Source organism: Bacillus cereus group sp. MYBK139-1, from assembly GCF_051916915.1.
Lineage (GTDB): Bacteria > Bacillota > Bacilli > Bacillales > Bacillaceae_G > Bacillus_A > Bacillus_A pacificus.
The window spans coordinates 1,361,254-1,381,117 of the sequence record NZ_JBQAHO010000001.1 but is presented as its reverse complement, the minus strand read 5'-3'; the positions used below and the strand labels follow the sequence as shown (position 1 = coordinate 1,381,117).

Genomic DNA, 19,864 nt, shown 5'->3' with positions numbered 1-19,864 from the left:
ATATGAACTTTTAGTTGAGTTGATAATGATATGGAGTTTTATGGAATGGTAAAAATGTGGAAAAAGAGTACAGACTAAGAATATTTTATGGAATGTTTAAATAATATAATATATAAAATTGAAAAATAAGTAATCTATCTAATACACTTTTTTCCTTGCTACATATCATAATAGTAAGAATTGTATTAGGAGGTAATGAAAGAGTGCAAGAAAATGTACAAGCTCAGCTTTCACCGCCGTGGATCACATATTTTAATGAGTTAAAAAATTCAATTGGTGCTGATCCAACTGTTACAGTTGGTCCGTTGATTCCAGTTGGCGGGAATTATATTATTTTGGTGCACGCGTTAAGTGATGAAAAAGCGAGAGCGTTAGCAACGCTCCTAAAATCTTTTGTAGAATTTGGGAATGTAAGTGTAACAGTTATTGTCACTAATAAGGAAAATGACATTGTAAATCCATTTCCATGTCCTCTAGATGCATTTGAAATTGCCCATTTATTTCAAGTGGCGTTAGAAAATAATCCTTATTTTGAACAAGTTGTTGTACAACCACAGCTCCCTGGTGGGTCAAATGTTGTCTTTCCAGTTTTTGCTGCGCAAGTGATTCAATTTTTTAACGATGATATTTCAAATTTATGTCAAACATTTACTGGTGTTGCTGCAAATGTATTTCATGATGTAATGAACGATGACGTTTGTGGTATCCCAATATTATTCTCCACAAGCTGTGTTTCGAGCAGGGAAAGTGCACAATTACAAAATACAGATTTAACACCAAAACTGTTTTATTAAATTGTGAGAAGACATTTTCATTAATAGGAAATGTCTTTTTCGTATGCATTAACGTTACTTTGTAGAGTTATTGCGGGCGATAAACGAGGCTTCCACTGATAAAATTGTTACTGAATCTTATATAGAGTGTAAAGATAGTATTTTTGAATTGAAATATAAAAGAAATGAGAGATAAATTGTTTTTGTTAATATAGAATAATCACACAAAATACAGTAAATTAGCGTTCATACATATGTTTCATCGTATAAAGAAGATTAATTACAAAAAACGAAGATTAGTAGTAATAGAGAAAATAATTCTAGTATTTGTGCAAAAGATAGATTGATTAACTAATTTTATATACTGGTACATAGTTTTTTCACATGAAATGAATTACATCTAGAAAACACATTGTATACACAACAACACTGTATAGTTATTCTTATATAATAATAAAAGTGAGGTATTTGAATTGAAAAAGAAGAAGCTATTTTTAGGAACGATTATTTCATGCGTAGTACTGGCATTATCTGCATGTGGTTCCTCAGGTAACGTAGTAACATCAAAAGTAGGAAATGTTACAGAGAAAGAGTTAAGTAAAGAGTTAAGACAAAAATATGGGGAAAGTACTTTATATCAAATGGTGTTAAGTAAGGCATTGCTAGATAAATATAAAGTTTCAGATGAAGAAGCAAAAAAACAAGTAGAAGAAGCAAAAGATAAAATGGGCGACAATTTCAAATCGACTCTAGAGCAAGTTGGATTGAAAAATGAAGATGAATTAAAAGAAAAAATGAAGCCAGAAATTGCATTTGAAAAAGCGATTAAAGCTACTGTCACAGAAAAAGATGTCAAAGATAACTATAAGCCAGAACTGAAAGTAAGTCACATTTTAGTGAAAGATGAAAAGACTGCTAAAGAAGTGAAAGAGAAAGTAAATAATGGTGAAGACTTTGCGGCTTTAGCGAAGCAATACTCAGAGGATACTGGTTCAAAAGAACAAGGCGGAGAAATAGCTGGTTTTGCACCAGGGCAAACGGTGAAAGAATTTGAGGAAGCTGCATATAAATTAGATGCAGGACAAGTAAGTGATCCGATAAAAACAACTTACGGTTACCACATTATTAAAGTGACAGATAAAAAAGAATTGAAGCCATTTGATGAAGTGAAAGATGATATTCGTAAAGATTTAGAACAGCAAAGACTACAAGACACGACAGGTAAATGGAAGCAACAAGTAGTCAATGATTTATTGAAAGATGCTGATATTAAGGTGAATGATAAAGAGTTTAAAAATACATTTGAATTTCTAGAAAAGAAATAATGACTGTAATTAGAAAAGGGAACCTTTAAAGGTTCCCTTTTCTAATTAGTGTGTGAGTTATAAATAGATAGTAAGACAATACAATATTACATATAAATATTAAGAATTACAATGGAAATTTATGTAATTTATTTAAAGAAGATTAATCATTACTTTATAGAATGTTGATATTATAATGTTTTTTTTCATCTCATTAAATATAAAACGAGTTAATTAATTTTAGCCCGTTATTTGTAGGCGGTAAGATTTCTGTGAGCTAATTATTAGTCAGGAATGAACAAAGCTTGAGTGGTTTAAAGTTTCACTTTACCCCACTTTAATGGGCAGTAAGACCCCCATCTCAAAATTCAGCGAAAGCAAAGAAGTTAGGTGGGGATCAACTGCCCATAAAAGTCCGATTGGTTCAACTAATAATCAGTGTGGGATGAAGAAAACCCCCACTGATTAAAGTTTCACTTTATAGAAGTGGATAAACATAATTTGCAGAATGAAACATACAATAAGATTGAAATATATTGACGCTAAATGAAGTGAAAAGCAGAGCATTCTATTAAGATGGATGTTCTTTTTAGTATGAAATTTTAAGGAGAAGAATGAATACTCTTAAATGAATTATTGAATAGATAAATAAATTATGTAGGGGGAGAAAATGTGAAAGTAATTTTTCAAAGAGAAGACGGAGGGAAAATTTTTGAATCGTATGATGAAGATATAAATAACCTATTAGCTATTTTAAAAGAAACGAAAGGGATTAAGATCGGGATGGTTGAATATGAGGTATTAAAATACGAATTAGAGTATTTTCGAAACCCGAAAAAAGCAGTAACAGAGAGGGAGTTACATATAATAGTACAACCAAAATATATTTAATAATTAGAGTGAATTATTAATGAATAGTTTTATGTAGTATGTACGAAAAGAGAGTGTTTAAATTGCTCTCTTTTCATAGAAATTCATAAGGAACGAATGGAGGTCCATTATAAATCCCTTAAATTTTGTGAGTTCGTTCCTTATAATATATGCTTTCATTTATAGATGGTTGTTAATAAACCTGAAAAAATTAAAACTTTTTAGTTGATCTTTTCACTTCCAATTAAATGGGAAGTGAAAAGATCATTTGATGAAGAAAAAATAAATCTCTTCTCAAAAGAACGTAGGTTCGTGTATAATTAGAACGAATGTTCTTATGGGTGTAGAGAGTATAAGATTTAGAAATAAAGTGAAGCTGTAATTAGCGGGTATTTACGGGGAGTTGATTTTCGACTTACTTTCCTTGTATGTCGTGAATTTTGAGGTGAGAGATTTCCTCCTGTTCATGCAGGAAAAATATGAGCCGAGCAATTATTAAAGAATAATCGAAGCGCGATATGTTTGAAGTAGAATGGATAAATGATCGAGGAGATAGAGAAATGAATGATGTAAAGATGCAAAGAGCAAAAAGAGAATGGGTTCCATTTACAGTAATGTCGGAACAGTTATTAAGTATGCGAAAGGTTATTGGAGAGCAATTTAAAGTACAAAAACCACTCTTAACAAAAGAAGCAAAAGAGGGAATTTCTGATAAATTATTAATGTCATTATTGTCTGAGAAAGAAATATTGGTGACATATTTTGAAGATGGGTACATACTTACAAGCTATATGACAGTTGTACATATAAATCCGCTAAAGCGCATTGTAATGTGTACTGACGCGTTTTATAAAACTTACGTATTTAATACCACGGATATTATTGAAATAACGTAAAGTAAGCTAAAATGTAACTTTTAGCTTACTTTACGTTATGTTAGATGTGGAACAGAAAAATGAAACGAAAAAGCAACTAGCTTCATACTAGCTGCTAAGCCCCAGGGAAAGGGAGAAAAAGATAGGGTACTCCAAAAATTAACAATAGCTGTATAACAGCCTGATTATAGTATGGACAAATTTAAAATTCTTAAACAGAACGATGAAAAAATAGGGTTAAGCTGTACCGACTTGGTTTTGATCCGCAAGGTCAGAATCAAACGTATTAGTCGCACTCACACCATTAAAAGTATTAACAACAAAACCAACGTTGGAAGCGCCAGATCCATTATAAGCCTTCGTGTTTTCTTTCGGAGAAACGTTATAGAAATCACCTAAATTAAATGAACCGTTACTATTTTGTACAACTAAATTCCCTACAACTGAGGGCATAGTTTTCACCCACTTTACAATCATTTGTTAACACTACTATATGGTCTTATAGTCCAAATGGTTCATCTAACAAAAATTGCGGAATAGTAAAACGTTTGAAGTGTAGCTTAATCCCATAATAAAAGTGTGTTAAACTGAATGTAAGGTTACGTAATTGGAAATGATAATTGTATAATTATTATATATGAAAACAAAGGAGGCAAAATGTAATGAATAATGTTATAAAAAAAGTAGATTTAACAGATGCAAAATCAAGTAATCTTGTTGCACTTATTTATAGCAATGAAGTTATATTGATTGAAGAAGCATTTTGTCCAAATGAAATAAAATTAAAGTTTAATGAAATTGCAATTTTATCGGCTATTAAAACGGCGCATATAATGAAAGTATCCATCAGAAAAGAGCTTGACGCGTTTTTTCATGACACGGGTGTTTTATTGGTGAAGCATAGTGGTGAGTATGGAAACAGTCAATCTATCACTATGCATTTTGAACAATTTAAAAAGTTACAACATGAGATTGAGTATTTAAGTAAAAGTATGTAATAAGACAAGATGAAGATTCTTTCATAGAGGTGAACAGTTCTATGTTGAAAAAATGGTTTAAAAATTTTTTAGACGAATCTCACTGTAAACATAAATATAGTTTTATTAAGATGCAGGATAATGAAGATTTCAAAAGTGGTAAGCTAGGTGTAGCTTATGTGTATAGGTGTGAGAAGTGCGGGAAAGAGAAGTTGAAATTTAAAAGCAATAACGAAATAAATAATGATTTTTTTGATATATAGGAAAGAGTAACTGTTATGGGATACTCTTTTTTGTATTTTTAACACATTATAGAATGCACAAAATTAAATGTAGAAAATAAATATGAGTTAAAGGAGGCCATTTATGTATTTCGAAAGCACTAGAAAACTTCTAAATAGGTGATAAGAATGAATCCAAGCGGTTTAAAAGTGACGGGAGCATGGTTTCAAGTAGGAGGAAATCTTACAGCGGCAATTGGGACGACAAGAGGATTTATCGGAGAGGAGAAAGCTGAATCGAAAATTGTAATTGTAGGAAGCTCATTACAAGCCCTCGGGTATATATTGCAAATTATAGCGAGTAATGAAACCGAAGATGAAGGTAAAAGAGAAAATCAAAGTATGTGTTTGGAGAATAAAAGTGAAATGCTCGATAAAATGGGCATTGAGTTATTAGCTTTAGGGAATATATCAAATGTAATAGGAACATATTTTAATATAAAGGAACAATTGAAAGAGAATGATTATCTTATAATTATAGGGAATAGCTTACAATCGATTGGAGCTTTTTTAGGAGTAGAAGCGGCTTTGCTTCAGATGAAAACGGTACAGAAAATAATAATACTAGGCAATTCTCTGCAAAGTTTAGGGGCTGGACTTCAAGCGTATCAAGGCATTATTAATGTGATGAAGAATAGAATCGAAAATGAAGACAGTTTAGTTGATCAGAAAGATGAGAGAATAATAGCACTCATTGGTGTTTGGATACAAGCGATAGGAACTGTTATTTCTGCAATTGGATTAACTATAATAGAGAAAGAAGAAAGATTAGAAAAAATAATCATATGAAATTGTTCATGGAAAGATTGTATGTAAAATTTCAATTTTACATAAGTAGAAAAGTTGAAGTGGTAGGTTTTTTGACATTGAAAGAGAATATATAACAGTAGAACAGTTATTAGTGGTTAATAAAAATATTAGAAATGCAAAAGTCATTGGTTTGTATAGCGTATGGAGAGAGAAAAATACAAAATAAGGAGTTTTCAAGAAATGATGTATTTGTTGGCAATTCTTCTTCCACCTGTAGCCGTATTATTTTGTGGAAAACCATTTCAAGCAATAATTAATTTCATATTAACATTAATATTTTGGGTTCCAGGCGTTATTCATGCGATATTAGTTGTACATGATAAAAAAGCAGATCGGCGTTTAAAAAAACAAATTCAAGCATATGATGAAATAAATAAAAAGAACAGAAGATAGCTGAGTTGTGAAACGATTTTAAAAAGAAAGGGGGATCACCTCCTTTCTTTTTTTATTCTGGTTAAGTTTATATTTTGGTGTAGCGGTAAGAATTTTTAATATAAGTATTGTGATAATTCGTTTTAGAGTGTGCGTTTAGTAAACCGGTGTAAATGTTTTCAGGAACGTTAAAGAAATCATACAGTCCATTCTTTAATTGAATGCGTAAAATCATAGAAAAAGGATTATATCCAACAGCAACTATAGTTTTGGAAATCACGGGAGATAACTCCATCATTACGCAACTCCTCACTTTTCATTTTTAATAATTTCTTATAGATGTTGAGGTTGTGGTGTTGAAATCTTTATAATTAAAGAGGTATTATACTTATATGCAATATATTAAATGTTCGTTATACGTAATTATAAGGAAGTTCACACGAAGTACATATCGTTGTGCTATTTTTATTTCACCTTTGATTTATAAATAAGAAAATATTGACCATTTGAAAAAAAGGTATATTATTTATACGAGGTATTAAAAATTCACTTTTTACATTCTATGCTTTAAGGGGCAGCATTATTAGGAAATATGGAAGTGAAAATAGTTTGTATAAGAAATATTCTAAAATTTATAATCTGTGAATTAGGAAAATATTGAATGCTCCAGGTCAATATACTTTCTTAATTAAATTTATTTTAGAAAGTGACCTCAATATTTTTAAGTAAATCAACGGGAGAATTGAAAGGCAGGAGAAAGTAACATGTCAGAAAATTATCGTTCTCGAGAGGAGCGACGACAAGTTAAAAAGAAAAAACAGCCAGCTTCTAAAACACAAAAACCAAAAGGTAAAACATCATTTTTTCGCAAGTTTTTAATTACTTGTTTATTACTTGGTATTGTTGGTTTAGTGGGGGGAGTTGCTACCTTCTTTGTAATGATTAAGGATGCACCAAAACTTGAAAAAGCAAAACTTGTTAATCCGTTATCCTCAAAAATTTATGATAAAAATGGCGATTTGGTATATGAATACGGGAAAGAAAAGCGGACGAATGTTACGTATGATCAAATTCCTAAATTAGTAGAAAATGCATTTTTAGCAACAGAAGACGCACGTTTTTATGAGCATAGCGGGGTAGACTTCAAAGGTACTGCCCGTGCTGTTTTGGTGAGTCTTAAAGGAGATTACGGTTCACAAGGTGGAAGTACGATAACACAGCAGGTTATTAAAAACTACTTCTTATCGATGGAAAAAACATCGAAACGTAAGGTCCAGGAAATATATTTAGCGTATAAGCTAGAACAACAATATTCAAAACATGAAATTTTAGAAATGTATTTAAATAAAATTAACTTAGGAAACCGTTCATATGGTATCGCAACAGCAGCACAAAACTACTATGGTAAAGAATTGAAAGATTTAACATTACCAGAAGTTGCGATGCTTGCAGGTTTACCGAAAGCACCGAATAACTATGATCCATCGAAACCAGAAAATGTTCAAAGGGCAACAGAGAGAAGAAATGTTGTACTAAAATTAATGAATCGACATGGTTATATTACAAAAGCAGAAATGGAAGAAGCATCAAAAGTACCCGTGGATAAAAATATTAAGAGTGCGGCTGAGCTACAAGCGATGCCATATCCTGCATTTATGGATGCAGTAGTGAAAGAAGTAGAAAAGGAAATACCAGATGTCAATATTGGATCTGATGGTTTAGAAATTTATACAACATTGGATCCAAAAGCACAGAAATTAGCTGATAATATTTTGAATACAAATATTATTAATTATCCAAATGATAAATTCCAAGGTGCTTTCACATTTATGGATACGAAAACAGGAGAGATTCGTGCTATAGGTAGTGGACGTGGTGAAAATAAAGCAGTATTTAAAGGGCATAATATGGCAATTGAATTAGATCGTGCAGCTGGTTCAACTATGAAGCCAATCTTTGATTACGGTCCTGCAATTGAATACTTAAAATGGGCTACGTATCATCAAATTGATGATTCTCCATTTAAATATTCAACTGGACAAGAACTTCGAAATGCTGACAGAAGTCATTTAGGCCCAATTACTATGCGTGAAGCATTAAAAATGTCACGTAACGTTCCAGCAGTTAAAACTGCAAAAGAAGTAGGACTTAATAAATCAAAGGAGTTCTCTGAGAAATTAGGTATTACATTTGATTCAGCACCGAAAGAATCTACAGCGATTGGTACAAACGAAGTATCACCAACTGAAATAGCAGGTGCTTATGCGACATTTGGTAATGGTGGAAAGTATGCAAAACCGCATTTTGTTAAGAAAGTAGTTTATCCAGACGGAAAATCACAAAGTTTTGAGCAAAAACCAAAACAAGTTATAGCTGACTCTACAGCATATATGATTACTGATATGCTTCGCTCAGTAGTAACATCAGGTACTGGTACAGCGGCAAATATAAGTTCTTTAGATGTAGCTGGAAAAACAGGTACAACAAACTATGATTCAAAACAATTAGCGAAATTTAACATTCCAGAAAGTGCAACTCGTGATAGTTGGTTTGCAGGTTATACGCCGCAATATACGATGGCGGTATGGACTGGATATATGAAAGATGGTAAAGACGAGTATATTAGTAGTAAAAATACGAAAATTGCACAACTGATCTTTAAAGAAATGATGAGTGAAATGGCTACAGATAAATCACGCTTTAAAATGCCAAGTAGTGTAATTCAAGAAGGTAGTGAGTTACGTATAAAAGGGGAAAAACGTGATTCTTCTCCAAATACGAGCGTGCCGGACACGACAGAACAACCAAAACAAGATCAGCAGCAAAAAACTGAAGAAGAGAAAAAGCAAGAAGAATTAAAGAAACAGGAAGAACTGAAAAAACAAGAAGAACAAAAGCAACAAGAGGAACTTAAGAAGCAAGAAGAACAAAAGAAACTAGAAGAGCAAAAGAAACAAGAAGAAGAAAAGAAACAAAATGAACAAAATAATGGTAATGGTCAAGGAACGACCCCTCCAGCAAATAACGGAGGAGGCCAAGGAAATACAACCCCTCCAGCGAATAACGGAGGAGGTCAAGGAAATACGACCCCTCCAGCAAATAACGGAGGAGGCCAAGGAAATACGACCCCTCCAGCAAATAACGGGGGAGGTCAAGGAAATACGACCCCTCCAGCGAATAACGGAGGAGGTCAAGGAAATACGACTCCACCAGCGACCACAGAACCCAATACTGGCGGTAATGCAGGAGAGGCCCCTGCTAATAATGGGCAGTAAGAAAAAATTATTAAAAAGCACTTAAGATTTGTAAAAATTACAATCTTAAGTGCTTTTTTCTTTTAAATGCATTAGCAGTGAGACAATGTATTTTAAATATTAAAAGTACCATAGAAGTTTTGAAAATAAATTGAAGGAAAATGATAAAAAATTTGAGACTGTGGTAACGGAGGATAAGCGTGGCTTTGAAAGGTGGTACTACTTGGATGTGCGCCATGATGCCAAAATGAGGGAGTAATTTGACCTGGAATTTGATATTGTTGCCAAGTTGCAGGAAGTTCAATTCCAACATCGGAACTAGCCGTATGAACGGCTGGAACGTGTATTTCCGGGGTCGAAGGAACTACGGCAGTTACTCTTGATGATACCCACATAAAAATATTCACTCCTAAGTTGCGATAATAAAGTAGTATATTCTTTTCACACATATAAAGGTACAAATAAATGGGACTTTAGGCTAAAACATACGTATAAAGTTGTAAGACCAATTTAAATTGATTTTGGACCATTTATTATAAAAAGATACGTCTATTTACGGAAGGCAAAGGAACGAAGAAAATGTAAAATGGAGGTGTTAATTGCAATAACTTATGTGTTTATGGAGGAATATGAATGGAACGATTATGGACGAAATCATTTATTCAAATGACTTTCGCAATGTTATTTTTATTTACAGGATTTTATTTACTTGTTCCAACGCTTCCGATTTTTATTAAAGAGATAGGTGGCAATGAATCTCAAGTCGGACTCATGATGGGAATGTTTACAATAGCTGCAGTTGTAGTACGACCGATTATTGGAGGGATATTGGATCAATATGGTAGAAGATCCTTTATTATTTTCGGACTCATCTTTTTTGGGTTAACGATGTACTCTTATAATTTAGCAACGACTATTGTCTTTTTGGCTGTTTTACGTATTATTCATGGAGTAACATGGGCTGTTTCTACAACAGCTGTTGGAACAGCGATAACGGATATTATTCCAGATTCACGCCGTGGTGAAGGTATGGGGTGGTATGGGATGGCTATGACGATTGCAATGGCAATCGGTCCAATGATTGGATTATCGGTTGTACAAAATTATTCATTTCATGGCCTTTTCTTATTAGCCACTCTTTTATCCTTTATGGCAGTCTTATTATCGTTAATGACGAAAATGCCATTCACACCACAAAAAGAAAAAGGGAAAATGCAACTGTTTGAGAAATCCGTTCTATCCATTACGGTAGTTGTATTCTTTTTATCATTTGCATATGGAGGGATTACGACGTTTTTACCGCTATTTGCATCGTCAATTGATGTGAATCCTGGGACATTCTTTCTTGTATATGCAATTGCATTAACAATTATAAGGCCAATTTCAGGAAAACTATTAGATAAGTATGGAGAAGTATTTATCATACTTCCGGCACTATGCATTACTATTGTTGCAATAGTTGTATTAACGATTTCAAATAATTTAATAGGTATAGTTATAGCAGCTACATTATATGGTGTTGGATTCGGTTCCGCACAGCCAGCATTGCAAGCCTCGATGCTCTCAATTGTTGACCCGAGTAAAAGAGGAGTTGCTAACGCATCGTTCTTTACCGCATTTGATTTAGGGATTGGACTTGGGGCGATTTTACTTGGAGTTGTTTCACAAATGTTTGGTTACCGTATTTTATTTGCTAGTAGTGCAATTTCAGGATTAATTGCTTTCATTATTTTTATCTTTTTTGTAAAACAGCAATTAAGTAAAAAAGAATTTGCGTAAACTGGAGGAAACAAAGATGGAAATTTCAATTGATTATAAGGCTCTACAATGGTTTAAAGATGAATTACGTATAAAAACGTGGAGAGTCTATACGGTTTAATGTAAGATACGGAGGAGATAGCTCCATTCAGCCTGGATATTCTTTAGAGATTGTTGCAGAGAAACCAGATGGGGAAATCGTGTCATTTGAGAAAGAAGGCATTCTATTTTTTGTAGATGTTGATGACCTTTGGTATTTTCAAAACGATGATTTAGTTGTAGGTTATCATGAGGAAATAGAAGAAATTTAATTTAATTACGTAAAATAATAACTTTATTAAAAATAAATAAATTTTATATGGAAATTATATTTAGAGAATAGTGAAATAAATATAATGCGAAAAACGAGCTGTATATGAATACAGCTCGTTTTTTTATTTAGTAAAAGAAATTGTAAAGTAGGTATATATTTAACGGGATTATATGAATCAACTTTATATTTTGTTTTAAAGATGAATAAAGAGAAGTCTGTCCTTTCTTTATAAAATATGAAAATTATTGTTGAAAAACTGTATTGTTACATCGGTAAAAGTATAGGAAACTTATCATTATAAAATAAATTGAAATCTTCTAAAAACTCTGATACATTGAAATAGAAATGTAGTTTCACAATATTGTAAAGGCTTACAGTTATGTGCACGAAGATCTATTAGGATTGGAGGAAATAATGATGAAAGCTGAAGAAAAATTTTCCCCGGGATTAGATGGTATAGTGGCAGCGGAGACGAAGATCTCGTTTCTTGACACAGTGAAAGGTGAAATTGTAATTCAAGGGTATGATTTAATCGAACTCTCAAAAACAAAAGAGTATCTAGACATTGTGCACCTTTTATTGGAAGAACATCTACCGAATGAAGATGAAAAAGCAACACTTGAAAAGAAATTAAAAGAAGAATACGCAGTACCAGAAGGTGTATTCAACGTACTGAAGGCATTACCGAAAGAAACGCACCCTATGGATGGATTGCGTACAGGTGTGTCCGCATTAGCTGGTTACGATAATGATATTGAAAACCGCTCGTTAGAAGTAAACAAAAGCCGCGGATACAAATTATTGAGTAAAGTACCAAACATTGTAGCGAATAGCTATCATATTTTAAATAATGAAGAGCCAATCGAACCACTTAAAGAATTATCATATAGCGCGAATTTCTTCTATATGTTAACAGGTAAAAAACCAACTGAACTTGAGGAGAAGATCTTTGATCGTTCCCTTGTTTTATATAGTGAACATGAAATGCCAAACTCTACATTTACAGCGCGCGTTATTGCATCTACACAATCCGACTTATATGGTGCTTTAACAGGTGCGGTTGCATCTTTAAAAGGTAGCTTACATGGCGGTGCGAACGAAGCGGTTATGTACATGCTTTTAGAAGCTGGTAATGTTGAAAAGTTTGAAGAGTTATTACAGAAGAAACTATATAACAAAGAAAAAATTATGGGATTTGGACACCGTGTATATATGAAGAAGATGGATCCAAGAGCTTTAATGATGAAGGAAGCTTTAAAGCAGTTATGTGATGTAAAAGGTGATTATACACTATATGAAATGTGTGAAGCTGGAGAAAAGATTATGGAGAAGGAAAAAGGAATTTATCCAAACCTTGATTATTACGCAGCTCCAGTATATTGGATGCTTGGTATTCCAATTCAACTGTACACACCAATCTTCTTTAGCTCTAGAACAGTAGGACTTTGTGCGCACGTTATTGAGCAACACGCGAACAATCGTTTATTCCGTCCACGTGTAAATTATATTGGCGAGCGACATGTGCTTAGTAAATAAGAACAACTGGGGAGTTGTTAGCGCCGCCCGCCAGATGGGTGTTTGACCGACACCCATCATTAATAATAACGAATTTTCGACAGAAAGGGAAGAATAGCATGATTAAAACAAATGAAATTAAACAAAAAGATGCATTATTAGAAGAGATTACGGATTATGTATTAAATAAAGAGGTAACAAGTGCAGAAGCATTCAGTACTGCTCGTTATGTATTACTTGATACACTTGGATGCGGAATTTTAGCATTACAATATCCAGAATGTACGAAATTATTAGGACCAGTTGTACCAGGAACAATCGTGCCAAACGGTACACGTGTACCAGGTACGTCTTATGTGCTAGATCCAGTGAAAGGTGCATTTAATATCGGATGTATGATCCGTTGGTTAGACTATAACGATACTTGGCTTGCAGCAGAATGGGGACATCCATCTGATAACTTAGGCGGAATTTTAGCAGTTGCAGATTATATTAGCCGAGTTCGTATTTCGGAAGGAAAAGAACCGTTAAAAGTACGTGAAGTATTAGAAATGATGATTAAAGCACATGAAATTCAAGGTGTACTTGCTTTAGAAAACAGCTTAAACCGCGTTGGCCTTGACCACGTGTTATATGTAAAAGTAGCAACAACTGCTGTAGTTGCAAAAATGCTTGGCGGAACACGTGAAGAAATCTTTAATGCATTATCACATGCGTGGATTGATAATTCTAGTCTTCGTACATATCGTCATGCTCCAAATACAGGCTCACGTAAATCATGGGCAGCAGGTGATGCAACGAGCCGCGGTGTTCATCTTGCAATGACTGCCTTAAAAGGTGAAATGGGTTATCCGACAGCATTATCTGCACCGGGCTGGGGATTCCAAGATGTATTATTTAATAAACAAGAATTAAAATTAGCAAGACCACTAGAGTCATATGTAATGGAAAATGTATTATTTAAAGTTTCATATCCTGCAGAATTCCATGCACAAACAGCTGCAGAATGTGCTGTGAAATTACATCCAGAAATTAAAGAAAGATTAGATGAAATTGACCGTATTACAATTACAACTCATGAATCAGCAATTCGTATTATTGATAAAGAAGGTCCATTAAATAACCCGGCTGATCGTGATCACTGCTTACAATACATTACGGCAATTGGTTTATTAAAAGGAGATATCGTTGCGGATGATTATGAGGATGCAGTAGCAAATGATCCACGTGTAGATGAATTACGTAATAAGATGGTTGTTGTTGAAAACAAACAGTACAGTTTAGATTACCTTGACCCGAACAAGCGCTCAATCGCCAACGCTGTTCAAGTTCATTTCAAAGATGGAACTGTAACAGAAAACGTGGAATGTGAATATCCACTTGGTCACCGTTTCCGTAGAGACGAAGCAATTCCAAAAGTTGTTCAAAAATTCACTGCAAATATGGCAGGTCATTATTCTAGTAAGCAACAAGAACAAATTCATGAAGCTTGTTTAAATGAAGAGAAACTAGAAAATATGAATGTAAATGAATTTGTAGATCTATTCTTAATTTAATAATAGGGGGAATTTAGAATGGCTTGGGTTGTGAATAAACAGTCAACACAAGAGGAGCTTGCGAATCGCTTCCGAGCTTTAGTAGAAGCAAATGAAATTTTGCAAATTCCAGGTGCTCATGACGCAATGGCAGCTTTAGTTGCGAGAAATACAGGTTTTTCAGCTCTTTATTTATCAGGAGCTGCTTATACTGCAAGTAAAGGGCTACCGGATTTAGGAATCGTGACTTCTACTGAAGTAGCAGAGCGAGCGAGGGATCTAGTAAGAGCTACAGACTTACCAGTTCTTGTTGATATTGATACTGGATTCGGTGGTGTCCTAAATGTAGCGAGAACAGCAGTAGAAATGGTGGAAGCAAAAGTAGCAGCTGTTCAAATTGAAGATCAACAATTACCAAAGAAATGTGGACATTTAAATGGTAAAAAACTCGTTACGACAGAAGAATTAGTTCAAAAGATTAAAGCGATTAAAGAAGTTGCACCGAGCTTATATATTGTAGCGCGCACAGATGCTCGCGGTGTAGAGGGCTTGGATGAAGCAATTGAAAGAGCAAATGCCTATGTAAAAGCAGGTGCAGATGCGATATTCCCTGAAGCGCTTCAATCAGAAGAGGAGTTCCGTCTATTTAATAGTAAAGTAAATGCACCTTTACTTGCCAATATGACTGAGTTTGGGAAAACGCCATATTATAGTGCAGAGGAATTTGCGAATATGGGCTTCCAAATGGTTATTTATCCTGTAACTTCACTTCGTGTTGCAGCGAAAGCGTATGAGAATGTGTTTACTTTAATTAAGGAAACTGGTTCTCAAAAAGATGCACTTTCAAATATGCAAACGAGAAGTGAGTTATATGAAACAATTTCATATCATGACTTTGAAGAATTAGATACTGGAATTGCAAAAACAGTATTATCAGAAGATCAATAGATAAAACAACTAAGGCGATGAGAGTACATCTTTGGCAAAATAAACTGCTTGATGTGAAAATTCATCGCCTTCTGTTTTCAAAAATAAGATATTCCACTCATCGTAGACGAGTATATGTAGTAGCAAGTAAGGCCGAAATGATAGGGGGATTCAGATGGAGAAAACGAAGTTACCGTGGGATGAATTTTTTTCACTTAATAAAGATGTGAATCATGCTTTCTTTACGCCAGAAGATTTTTCAGGAGATGAAGATTTAATCGCAAAAACGACAGAACAATTCGTTAAACAAGAAATTGTTTCACAAATGGAGAATATTGAACAACATAACTATAAAGTTTCTCGTCAATTGTTTGAGAAAGCTGGAGAACTTGGATTATTAAGTATCGAAGTCCCAGAAGAATATGGCGGATTCGAATTAGGAAAGGCAGTTTCAGGGCTTGTAGCAGAAAAAATGGGATACGCTGGTGCATTTAGCGTTTCATTTAATATACACGCTGGTGTAGGTACATTGCCTTACATATATTACGGAACGAAAGAACAAAAAGAAAAATATTTGCCGAAAATTGCATCAGGAGAATGGGTTGGGGCTTATGCTTTAACTGAGCCAAATGCCGGTTCTGATGCATTAAGCGCAAAAACGAGCGCAGTATTAAATGAAGATGGAACTGCTTGGAAGTTAAATGGTGAGAAGCAGTGGATTACAAATGCTCATATGGCAGATGTATACGTTGTTTTTGCGAAGACAAATAAAGGAATGACAGCGTTTATTATCGAAAGAACATGTGAAGGCGTATCCATTGGACTAGAAGAAAAGAAAATGGGGATCAAAGGTTCTTCAACGGCTACCCTTATTTTAGAAGATGTAGTTATACCAGCTGAAAATGTTTTAGGGGAAGTTGGAAAAGGGCATCACGTAGCTCTTAATATTCTAAACTTCGCTAGACTAAAGCTCGCTTTTGGAAATATTGGAACAGCAAAACAAGCAATTGGCTTGTCAGTTCAATATGGAAAAGAACGAAAACAGTTCCAAACAGAATTAGTAGACTTTACGATGATTCAAGAGAAAATTGCAAATATGATCATTGCTACATATGGAGCAGAAAGTGCAGCTTATCGTACAGCAGGTGTAATTGATGAAGCGATTCATGAGAGTGATGAAGATCTTATGAAAAAAATGTCTCAATTTGCTATTGAATGTGCACTGAATAAAGTAAATGCTTCTGAAACACTTGGTCATATCGTAGATGAAGCTGTACAAATTCATGGTGGTTACGGTTATATGCAAGAGTATGAAGTAGAACGATTATACCGTGATGCTAGAATTAGTCGTATTTTTGAAGGGACGAACGAAATTAATAGATTAACAGTTGCCAAAATGTTAATGAAACAAATGGAACAAATTGAAGATACTGAAATACAGATTGATGTAGAAAATGTCGAAAGAAACCATCGTTACATTTTATTAGCGAAAAAATTGTTGAAACAATCTTTGAAAACGCTCTCTAAAACTCCAGGTTTAAAAATTGATCAAGAGCAAGAATATTCACGTGTATTATCAAATATGTTAACGGACGTGTACGTCATGGAATCAGCATTTTTACGTACGAGTAAAGCAATTAGTAAAAATGGTGCAGAAAAAGAGCGTACGAAACAAATGATAACTGACGTTATTTGTGAAGAAGGCTATCGCAAAGTAGAAGAAGCAGCGATTTCTATACTTTCCGCGGCTATTACAGAAGAACAAGATAGACACGTGATTTTAACTGAAATTCGTCAATTACTAGTGCCTTTATACACGAACGTATTTACAAAAAAGAGAGAAATTGCGAAAGCTATTATAAATCGCGGAAAGTATATTGTGTAAATAGGAGGAAAGCGATATGAAAAAGATTGGTTTTATCGGTTTAGGTAACATGGGTCTTCCAATGTCTAAAAATTTAGTTAAATCAAGTTACACAGTATATGGTGTGGATTTAAATAAAAATGCTGAAGCTTCTTTTGAAAAAGAAGGCGGAATTATCGGCTTATCAATTTCAAAACTAGCAGAAACATGCGATGTAATTTTTACAAGTTTACCTTCACCTCGCGCTGTTGAAGCGGTATATTTTGGCGAAGAAGGATTATTTGAAAATAGTCACTCGAATGTAGTTTTAATTGATACAAGTACTGTATCTCCACAGTTAAACAAACAGTTAGAGGAAGCTGCAAAGGAAAAGAAAGTAGACTTTTTAGCAGCACCTGTTAGTGGTGGGGTAATTGGAGCTGAAAACCGTACATTAACATTTATGGTTGGTGGATCAAAAGAGGTATATGAGAAAACGGAATCTATCATGGCTGTACTAGGTGCGAACATTTTCCATGTTAGTGAGCAAATTGATAGTGGTACAACAGTTAAATTAATTAATAACCTATTAATTGGTTTTTATACAGCTGGTGTGAGTGAAGCTTTAACATTAGCGAAAAAGAACAATATGGATTTAGATAAAATGTTTGATATTTTAAATGTAAGCTATGGTCAAAGTAGAATTTATGAACGTAATTATAAAAGTTTTATAGCACCCGAAAACTACGAGCCAGGATTTACTGTGAATTTATTAAAGAAAGATTTAGGCTTTGCAGTTGACTTAGCTAAGGAAAGCGAACTCCATTTACCAGTAAGCGAAATGTTATTAAACGTATATGACGAAGCGAGTCAAGCTGGATATGGAGAAAACGATATGGCTGCATTATATAAGAAAGTTAGCGAGCAATTAATTTCTAATCAAAAATAAATTATACAAAGGAGAGAATACAATGATTACAACTGAAATTAAACGAGTAAAAAATCATATTAATGGTGAGTGGGTAGAATCTACTGGTACAGAAGTAGAAGCAGTTCCAAATCCGGCGACTGGAAAAATTATCGCTTACGTGCCGCTATCTCCGAAAGAAGATGTTGAAAAGGCTGTTGAAGCAGCAAAAGCAGCATACGAAACATGGTCTAAAGTACCAGTTCCGAATCGTTCAAGACAATTGTATAAATATTTACAGCTTTTACAAGAAAACAAAGAAGAACTTGCAAAAATCATTACGCTTGAAAATGGTAAAACATTAACGGATGCAACTGGTGAAGTACAACGTGGTATTGAAGCAGTAGAACTTGCAACATCTACGCCCAATTTAATGATGGGACAAGCACTTCCGAATATTGCTAGCGGCATTGATGGATCAATTTGGCGCTACCCAATTGGAGTTGTTGCTGGAATTACGCCGTTTAACTTCCCGATGATGATTCCATTATGGATGTTCCCGCTTGCAATTGCTTGTGGTAATACATTCGTATTAAAAACATCTGAAAGAACACCACTTTTAGCAGAGCGACTTGTAGAGTTATTCTATGAAGCTGGTTTTCCAAAAGGGGTATTAAATTTAGTACAAGGCGGAAAAGATGTTGTAAATAGCATTTTAGAAAATAAAGATATTCAAGCTGTTTCGTTCGTTGGATCTGAGCCGGTAGCTCGTTACGTTTATGAAACAGGTACGAAACACGGGAAACGTGTACAAGCGTTAGCTGGTGCGAAAAACCATGCGATTGTAATGCCAGATTGCAATCTTGAGAAAACAGTACAAGGTGTAATCGGATCTGCATTTGCAAGTAGTGGAGAGCGCTGCATGGCTTGTTCAGTAGTAGCAGTAGTTGATGAAATTGCAGATGAATTCATCGATGTATTAGTGGCAGAGACGAAGAAGTTAAAAGTAGGAGACGGTTTCCACGAAGATAATTATGTTGGACCATTAATTCGTGAATCTCATAAAGAACGCGTATTAGGCTATATTAATAGCGGTGTAGCAGATGGAGCTACTTTATTAGTAGATGGCCGTAAAATTAAGGAAGAAGTTGGAGAAGGTTACTTTGTAGGTGCGACAATCTTTGATGGTGTAAATCAAGAAATGAAAATTTGGCAAGATGAGATTTTTGCTCCAGTATTAAGCATTGTACGTGTTAAAGATTTAGAAGAAGGTATTAAACTAACAAACCAATCTAAATTTGCAAATGGAGCGGTTATTTATACATCAAGCGGTAAACATGCACAAACGTTCCGTGATAACATCGATGCGGGCATGATCGGTGTAAACGTAAACGTTCCAGCACCAATGGCATTCTTCGCATTCGCAGGAAATAAAGCTTCATTCTTTGGGGATTTAGGTACAAATGGTACAGATGGCGTTCAATTCTATACACGTAAAAAAGTTGTAACTGAGCGCTGGTTTTAATATAAAGTAGACAGCCAAATCAGTT

The 19,864-nt window shown here is 34.2% G+C and carries 19 protein-coding genes and 1 pseudogene; 17 read left to right on the top strand and 3 right to left on the bottom strand.

What is annotated here, in order from left to right; translation table 11 throughout:
- Positions 1–203: 203 nt before the first annotated feature.
- The 4 genes from ACTFRS_RS07000 (at position 204) to ACTFRS_RS06985 (ending at position 3,843) form a co-directional block, all read left to right on the top strand.
- Positions 204–794 carry a hypothetical protein gene (locus tag ACTFRS_RS07000; protein WP_139867263.1) on the top strand — a complete coding sequence of 197 codons (591 nt, stop codon included), beginning with the start codon at positions 204–206 and terminating at the stop codon, positions 792–794.
- Positions 795–1,246: 452 nt separating this feature from the next.
- Positions 1,247–2,098 carry a peptidylprolyl isomerase PrsA gene (locus ACTFRS_RS06995; RefSeq protein WP_139867261.1) on the top strand — a complete coding sequence of 284 codons (852 nt, stop codon included), beginning with the start codon at positions 1,247–1,249 and terminating at the stop codon, positions 2,096–2,098.
- 651 nt (positions 2,099–2,749) lie between these two features.
- Positions 2,750–2,968 (top strand): hypothetical protein, encoded by a 219-nt coding sequence (locus tag ACTFRS_RS06990; protein ID WP_000864286.1) that lies wholly within the window; start codon positions 2,750–2,752, stop codon positions 2,966–2,968.
- Positions 2,969–3,507: 539 nt separating this feature from the next.
- Positions 3,508–3,843, top strand: coding sequence for a YolD-like family protein (locus ACTFRS_RS06985; RefSeq protein WP_139867259.1), 336 nt, complete (start codon positions 3,508–3,510; stop codon positions 3,841–3,843).
- Positions 3,844–4,059: 216 nt separating this feature from the next.
- On the opposite strand, the gene gerPF is transcribed toward ACTFRS_RS06985, so the two are convergent.
- The gene (gene gerPF / locus ACTFRS_RS06980) at positions 4,060–4,275 is read right to left on the bottom strand and encodes a spore germination protein GerPF (protein ID WP_001141565.1); all 216 of its coding nucleotides are present in this window, start codon (positions 4,273–4,275) and stop codon (positions 4,060–4,062) included.
- 209 nt (positions 4,276–4,484) lie between these two features.
- On the opposite strand from gerPF, the gene ACTFRS_RS06975 reads away from it, so the two are divergent.
- The 4 genes from ACTFRS_RS06975 (at position 4,485) to ACTFRS_RS06960 (ending at position 6,283) form a co-directional block, all read left to right on the top strand.
- Positions 4,485–4,820, top strand: coding sequence for a hypothetical protein (locus tag ACTFRS_RS06975; protein ID WP_139867257.1), 336 nt, complete (start codon positions 4,485–4,487; stop codon positions 4,818–4,820).
- A gap of 41 nt (positions 4,821–4,861) precedes the next feature.
- Positions 4,862–5,062: a hypothetical protein gene (locus ACTFRS_RS06970; RefSeq protein WP_074610405.1), complete on the top strand. Its 201-nt coding sequence runs from the start codon at positions 4,862–4,864 to the stop codon at positions 5,060–5,062.
- Between the two features lie 147 nt (positions 5,063–5,209).
- A complete protein-coding gene (locus ACTFRS_RS06965; RefSeq protein WP_139867255.1) occupies positions 5,210–5,869 on the top strand; it encodes a DUF6944 family repetitive protein in 660 nt (219 codons plus the stop codon).
- A 201-nt stretch (positions 5,870–6,070) separates the two neighbouring features.
- On the top strand, positions 6,071–6,283 hold the full coding sequence (locus ACTFRS_RS06960) for a YqaE/Pmp3 family membrane protein (protein WP_000990223.1): 213 nt from the start codon (positions 6,071–6,073) through the stop codon (positions 6,281–6,283).
- A 67-nt stretch (positions 6,284–6,350) separates the two neighbouring features.
- On the opposite strand, the gene ACTFRS_RS06955 is transcribed toward ACTFRS_RS06960, so the two are convergent.
- A complete protein-coding gene (locus ACTFRS_RS06955; RefSeq protein ID WP_000970366.1) occupies positions 6,351–6,560 on the bottom strand; it encodes a KTSC domain-containing protein in 210 nt (69 codons plus the stop codon).
- A gap of 466 nt (positions 6,561–7,026) precedes the next feature.
- On the opposite strand from ACTFRS_RS06955, the gene ACTFRS_RS06950 reads away from it, so the two are divergent.
- Positions 7,027–9,537, top strand: a complete 2,511-nt coding sequence (locus ACTFRS_RS06950; RefSeq protein ID WP_318160728.1) for a PBP1A family penicillin-binding protein — start codon at positions 7,027–7,029, stop codon at positions 9,535–9,537.
- Positions 9,538–9,629: 92 nt separating this feature from the next.
- Here ACTFRS_RS06950 and ACTFRS_RS06945 read toward each other — a convergent pair whose 3' ends face one another.
- Positions 9,630–9,911, bottom strand: a complete 282-nt coding sequence (locus ACTFRS_RS06945; RefSeq protein ID WP_139867251.1) for a hypothetical protein — start codon at positions 9,909–9,911, stop codon at positions 9,630–9,632.
- Between the two features lie 238 nt (positions 9,912–10,149).
- On the opposite strand from ACTFRS_RS06945, the gene ACTFRS_RS06940 reads away from it, so the two are divergent.
- From ACTFRS_RS06940 to ACTFRS_RS06905, 8 genes and pseudogenes are all read left to right on the top strand, one after another.
- Positions 10,150–11,295: an MFS transporter gene (locus tag ACTFRS_RS06940; protein ID WP_139867249.1), complete on the top strand. Its 1,146-nt coding sequence runs from the start codon at positions 10,150–10,152 to the stop codon at positions 11,293–11,295.
- 16 nt (positions 11,296–11,311) lie between these two features.
- Positions 11,312–11,585 (top strand): annotated as a pseudogene (locus ACTFRS_RS06935) (HesB/YadR/YfhF family protein).
- A 416-nt stretch (positions 11,586–12,001) separates the two neighbouring features.
- Positions 12,002–13,123 (top strand): citrate synthase, encoded by a 1,122-nt coding sequence (mmgD, locus tag ACTFRS_RS06930; RefSeq protein WP_001987369.1) that lies wholly within the window; start codon positions 12,002–12,004, stop codon positions 13,121–13,123.
- A gap of 98 nt (positions 13,124–13,221) precedes the next feature.
- The gene (prpD, locus tag ACTFRS_RS06925) at positions 13,222–14,658 is read left to right on the top strand and encodes a 2-methylcitrate dehydratase (RefSeq protein WP_000598132.1); all 1,437 of its coding nucleotides are present in this window, start codon (positions 13,222–13,224) and stop codon (positions 14,656–14,658) included.
- A gap of 18 nt (positions 14,659–14,676) precedes the next feature.
- Positions 14,677–15,585, top strand: coding sequence for a methylisocitrate lyase (prpB, locus tag ACTFRS_RS06920; protein WP_000312655.1), 909 nt, complete (start codon positions 14,677–14,679; stop codon positions 15,583–15,585).
- Positions 15,586–15,739: 154 nt separating this feature from the next.
- Positions 15,740–17,449 carry an acyl-CoA dehydrogenase family protein gene (locus ACTFRS_RS06915; protein WP_242293637.1) on the top strand — a complete coding sequence of 570 codons (1,710 nt, stop codon included), beginning with the start codon at positions 15,740–15,742 and terminating at the stop codon, positions 17,447–17,449.
- Between the two features lie 16 nt (positions 17,450–17,465).
- A complete protein-coding gene (locus tag ACTFRS_RS06910; RefSeq protein WP_139867245.1) occupies positions 17,466–18,356 on the top strand; it encodes an NAD(P)-dependent oxidoreductase in 891 nt (296 codons plus the stop codon).
- A 22-nt stretch (positions 18,357–18,378) separates the two neighbouring features.
- On the top strand, positions 18,379–19,839 hold the full coding sequence (locus ACTFRS_RS06905; protein WP_000633358.1) for a CoA-acylating methylmalonate-semialdehyde dehydrogenase: 1,461 nt from the start codon (positions 18,379–18,381) through the stop codon (positions 19,837–19,839).
- Positions 19,840–19,864 lie beyond the last annotated feature (25 nt).

What these genes read in the sequence shown, in the direction of transcription:
- ACTFRS_RS06940 (WP_139867249.1), top strand. Translation starts at nt 10,150, where the DNA reads ATGGAACGATTATGGACGAAATCATTTATTCAAATGACTTTCGCAATG.
- ACTFRS_RS06905 (WP_000633358.1), top strand. Translation starts at nt 18,379, where the DNA reads ATGATTACAACTGAAATTAAACGAGTAAAAAATCATATTAATGGTGAG.
- ACTFRS_RS06965 (WP_139867255.1), top strand. Translation starts at nt 5,210, where the DNA reads ATGAATCCAAGCGGTTTAAAAGTGACGGGAGCATGGTTTCAAGTAGGA.
- ACTFRS_RS06985 (WP_139867259.1), top strand. Translation starts at nt 3,508, where the DNA reads ATGAATGATGTAAAGATGCAAAGAGCAAAAAGAGAATGGGTTCCATTT.
- prpD (WP_000598132.1), top strand. Translation starts at nt 13,222, where the DNA reads ATGATTAAAACAAATGAAATTAAACAAAAAGATGCATTATTAGAAGAG.
- ACTFRS_RS06910 (WP_139867245.1), top strand. Translation starts at nt 17,466, where the DNA reads ATGAAAAAGATTGGTTTTATCGGTTTAGGTAACATGGGTCTTCCAATG.
- prpB (WP_000312655.1), top strand. Translation starts at nt 14,677, where the DNA reads ATGGCTTGGGTTGTGAATAAACAGTCAACACAAGAGGAGCTTGCGAAT.
- ACTFRS_RS06975 (WP_139867257.1), top strand. Translation starts at nt 4,485, where the DNA reads ATGAATAATGTTATAAAAAAAGTAGATTTAACAGATGCAAAATCAAGT.
- ACTFRS_RS06960 (WP_000990223.1), top strand. Translation starts at nt 6,071, where the DNA reads ATGATGTATTTGTTGGCAATTCTTCTTCCACCTGTAGCCGTATTATTT.
- ACTFRS_RS06915 (WP_242293637.1), top strand. Translation starts at nt 15,740, where the DNA reads ATGGAGAAAACGAAGTTACCGTGGGATGAATTTTTTTCACTTAATAAA.
- ACTFRS_RS06945 (WP_139867251.1), bottom strand. Translation starts at nt 9,911, where the DNA reads ATGTGGGTATCATCAAGAGTAACTGCCGTAGTTCCTTCGACCCCGGAA.
- mmgD (WP_001987369.1), top strand. Translation starts at nt 12,002, where the DNA reads ATGATGAAAGCTGAAGAAAAATTTTCCCCGGGATTAGATGGTATAGTG.
- ACTFRS_RS06970 (WP_074610405.1), top strand. Translation starts at nt 4,862, where the DNA reads ATGTTGAAAAAATGGTTTAAAAATTTTTTAGACGAATCTCACTGTAAA.
- ACTFRS_RS06950 (WP_318160728.1), top strand. Translation starts at nt 7,027, where the DNA reads ATGTCAGAAAATTATCGTTCTCGAGAGGAGCGACGACAAGTTAAAAAG.
- ACTFRS_RS06955 (WP_000970366.1), bottom strand. Translation starts at nt 6,560, where the DNA reads ATGATGGAGTTATCTCCCGTGATTTCCAAAACTATAGTTGCTGTTGGA.
- gerPF (WP_001141565.1), bottom strand. Translation starts at nt 4,275, where the DNA reads ATGCCCTCAGTTGTAGGGAATTTAGTTGTACAAAATAGTAACGGTTCA.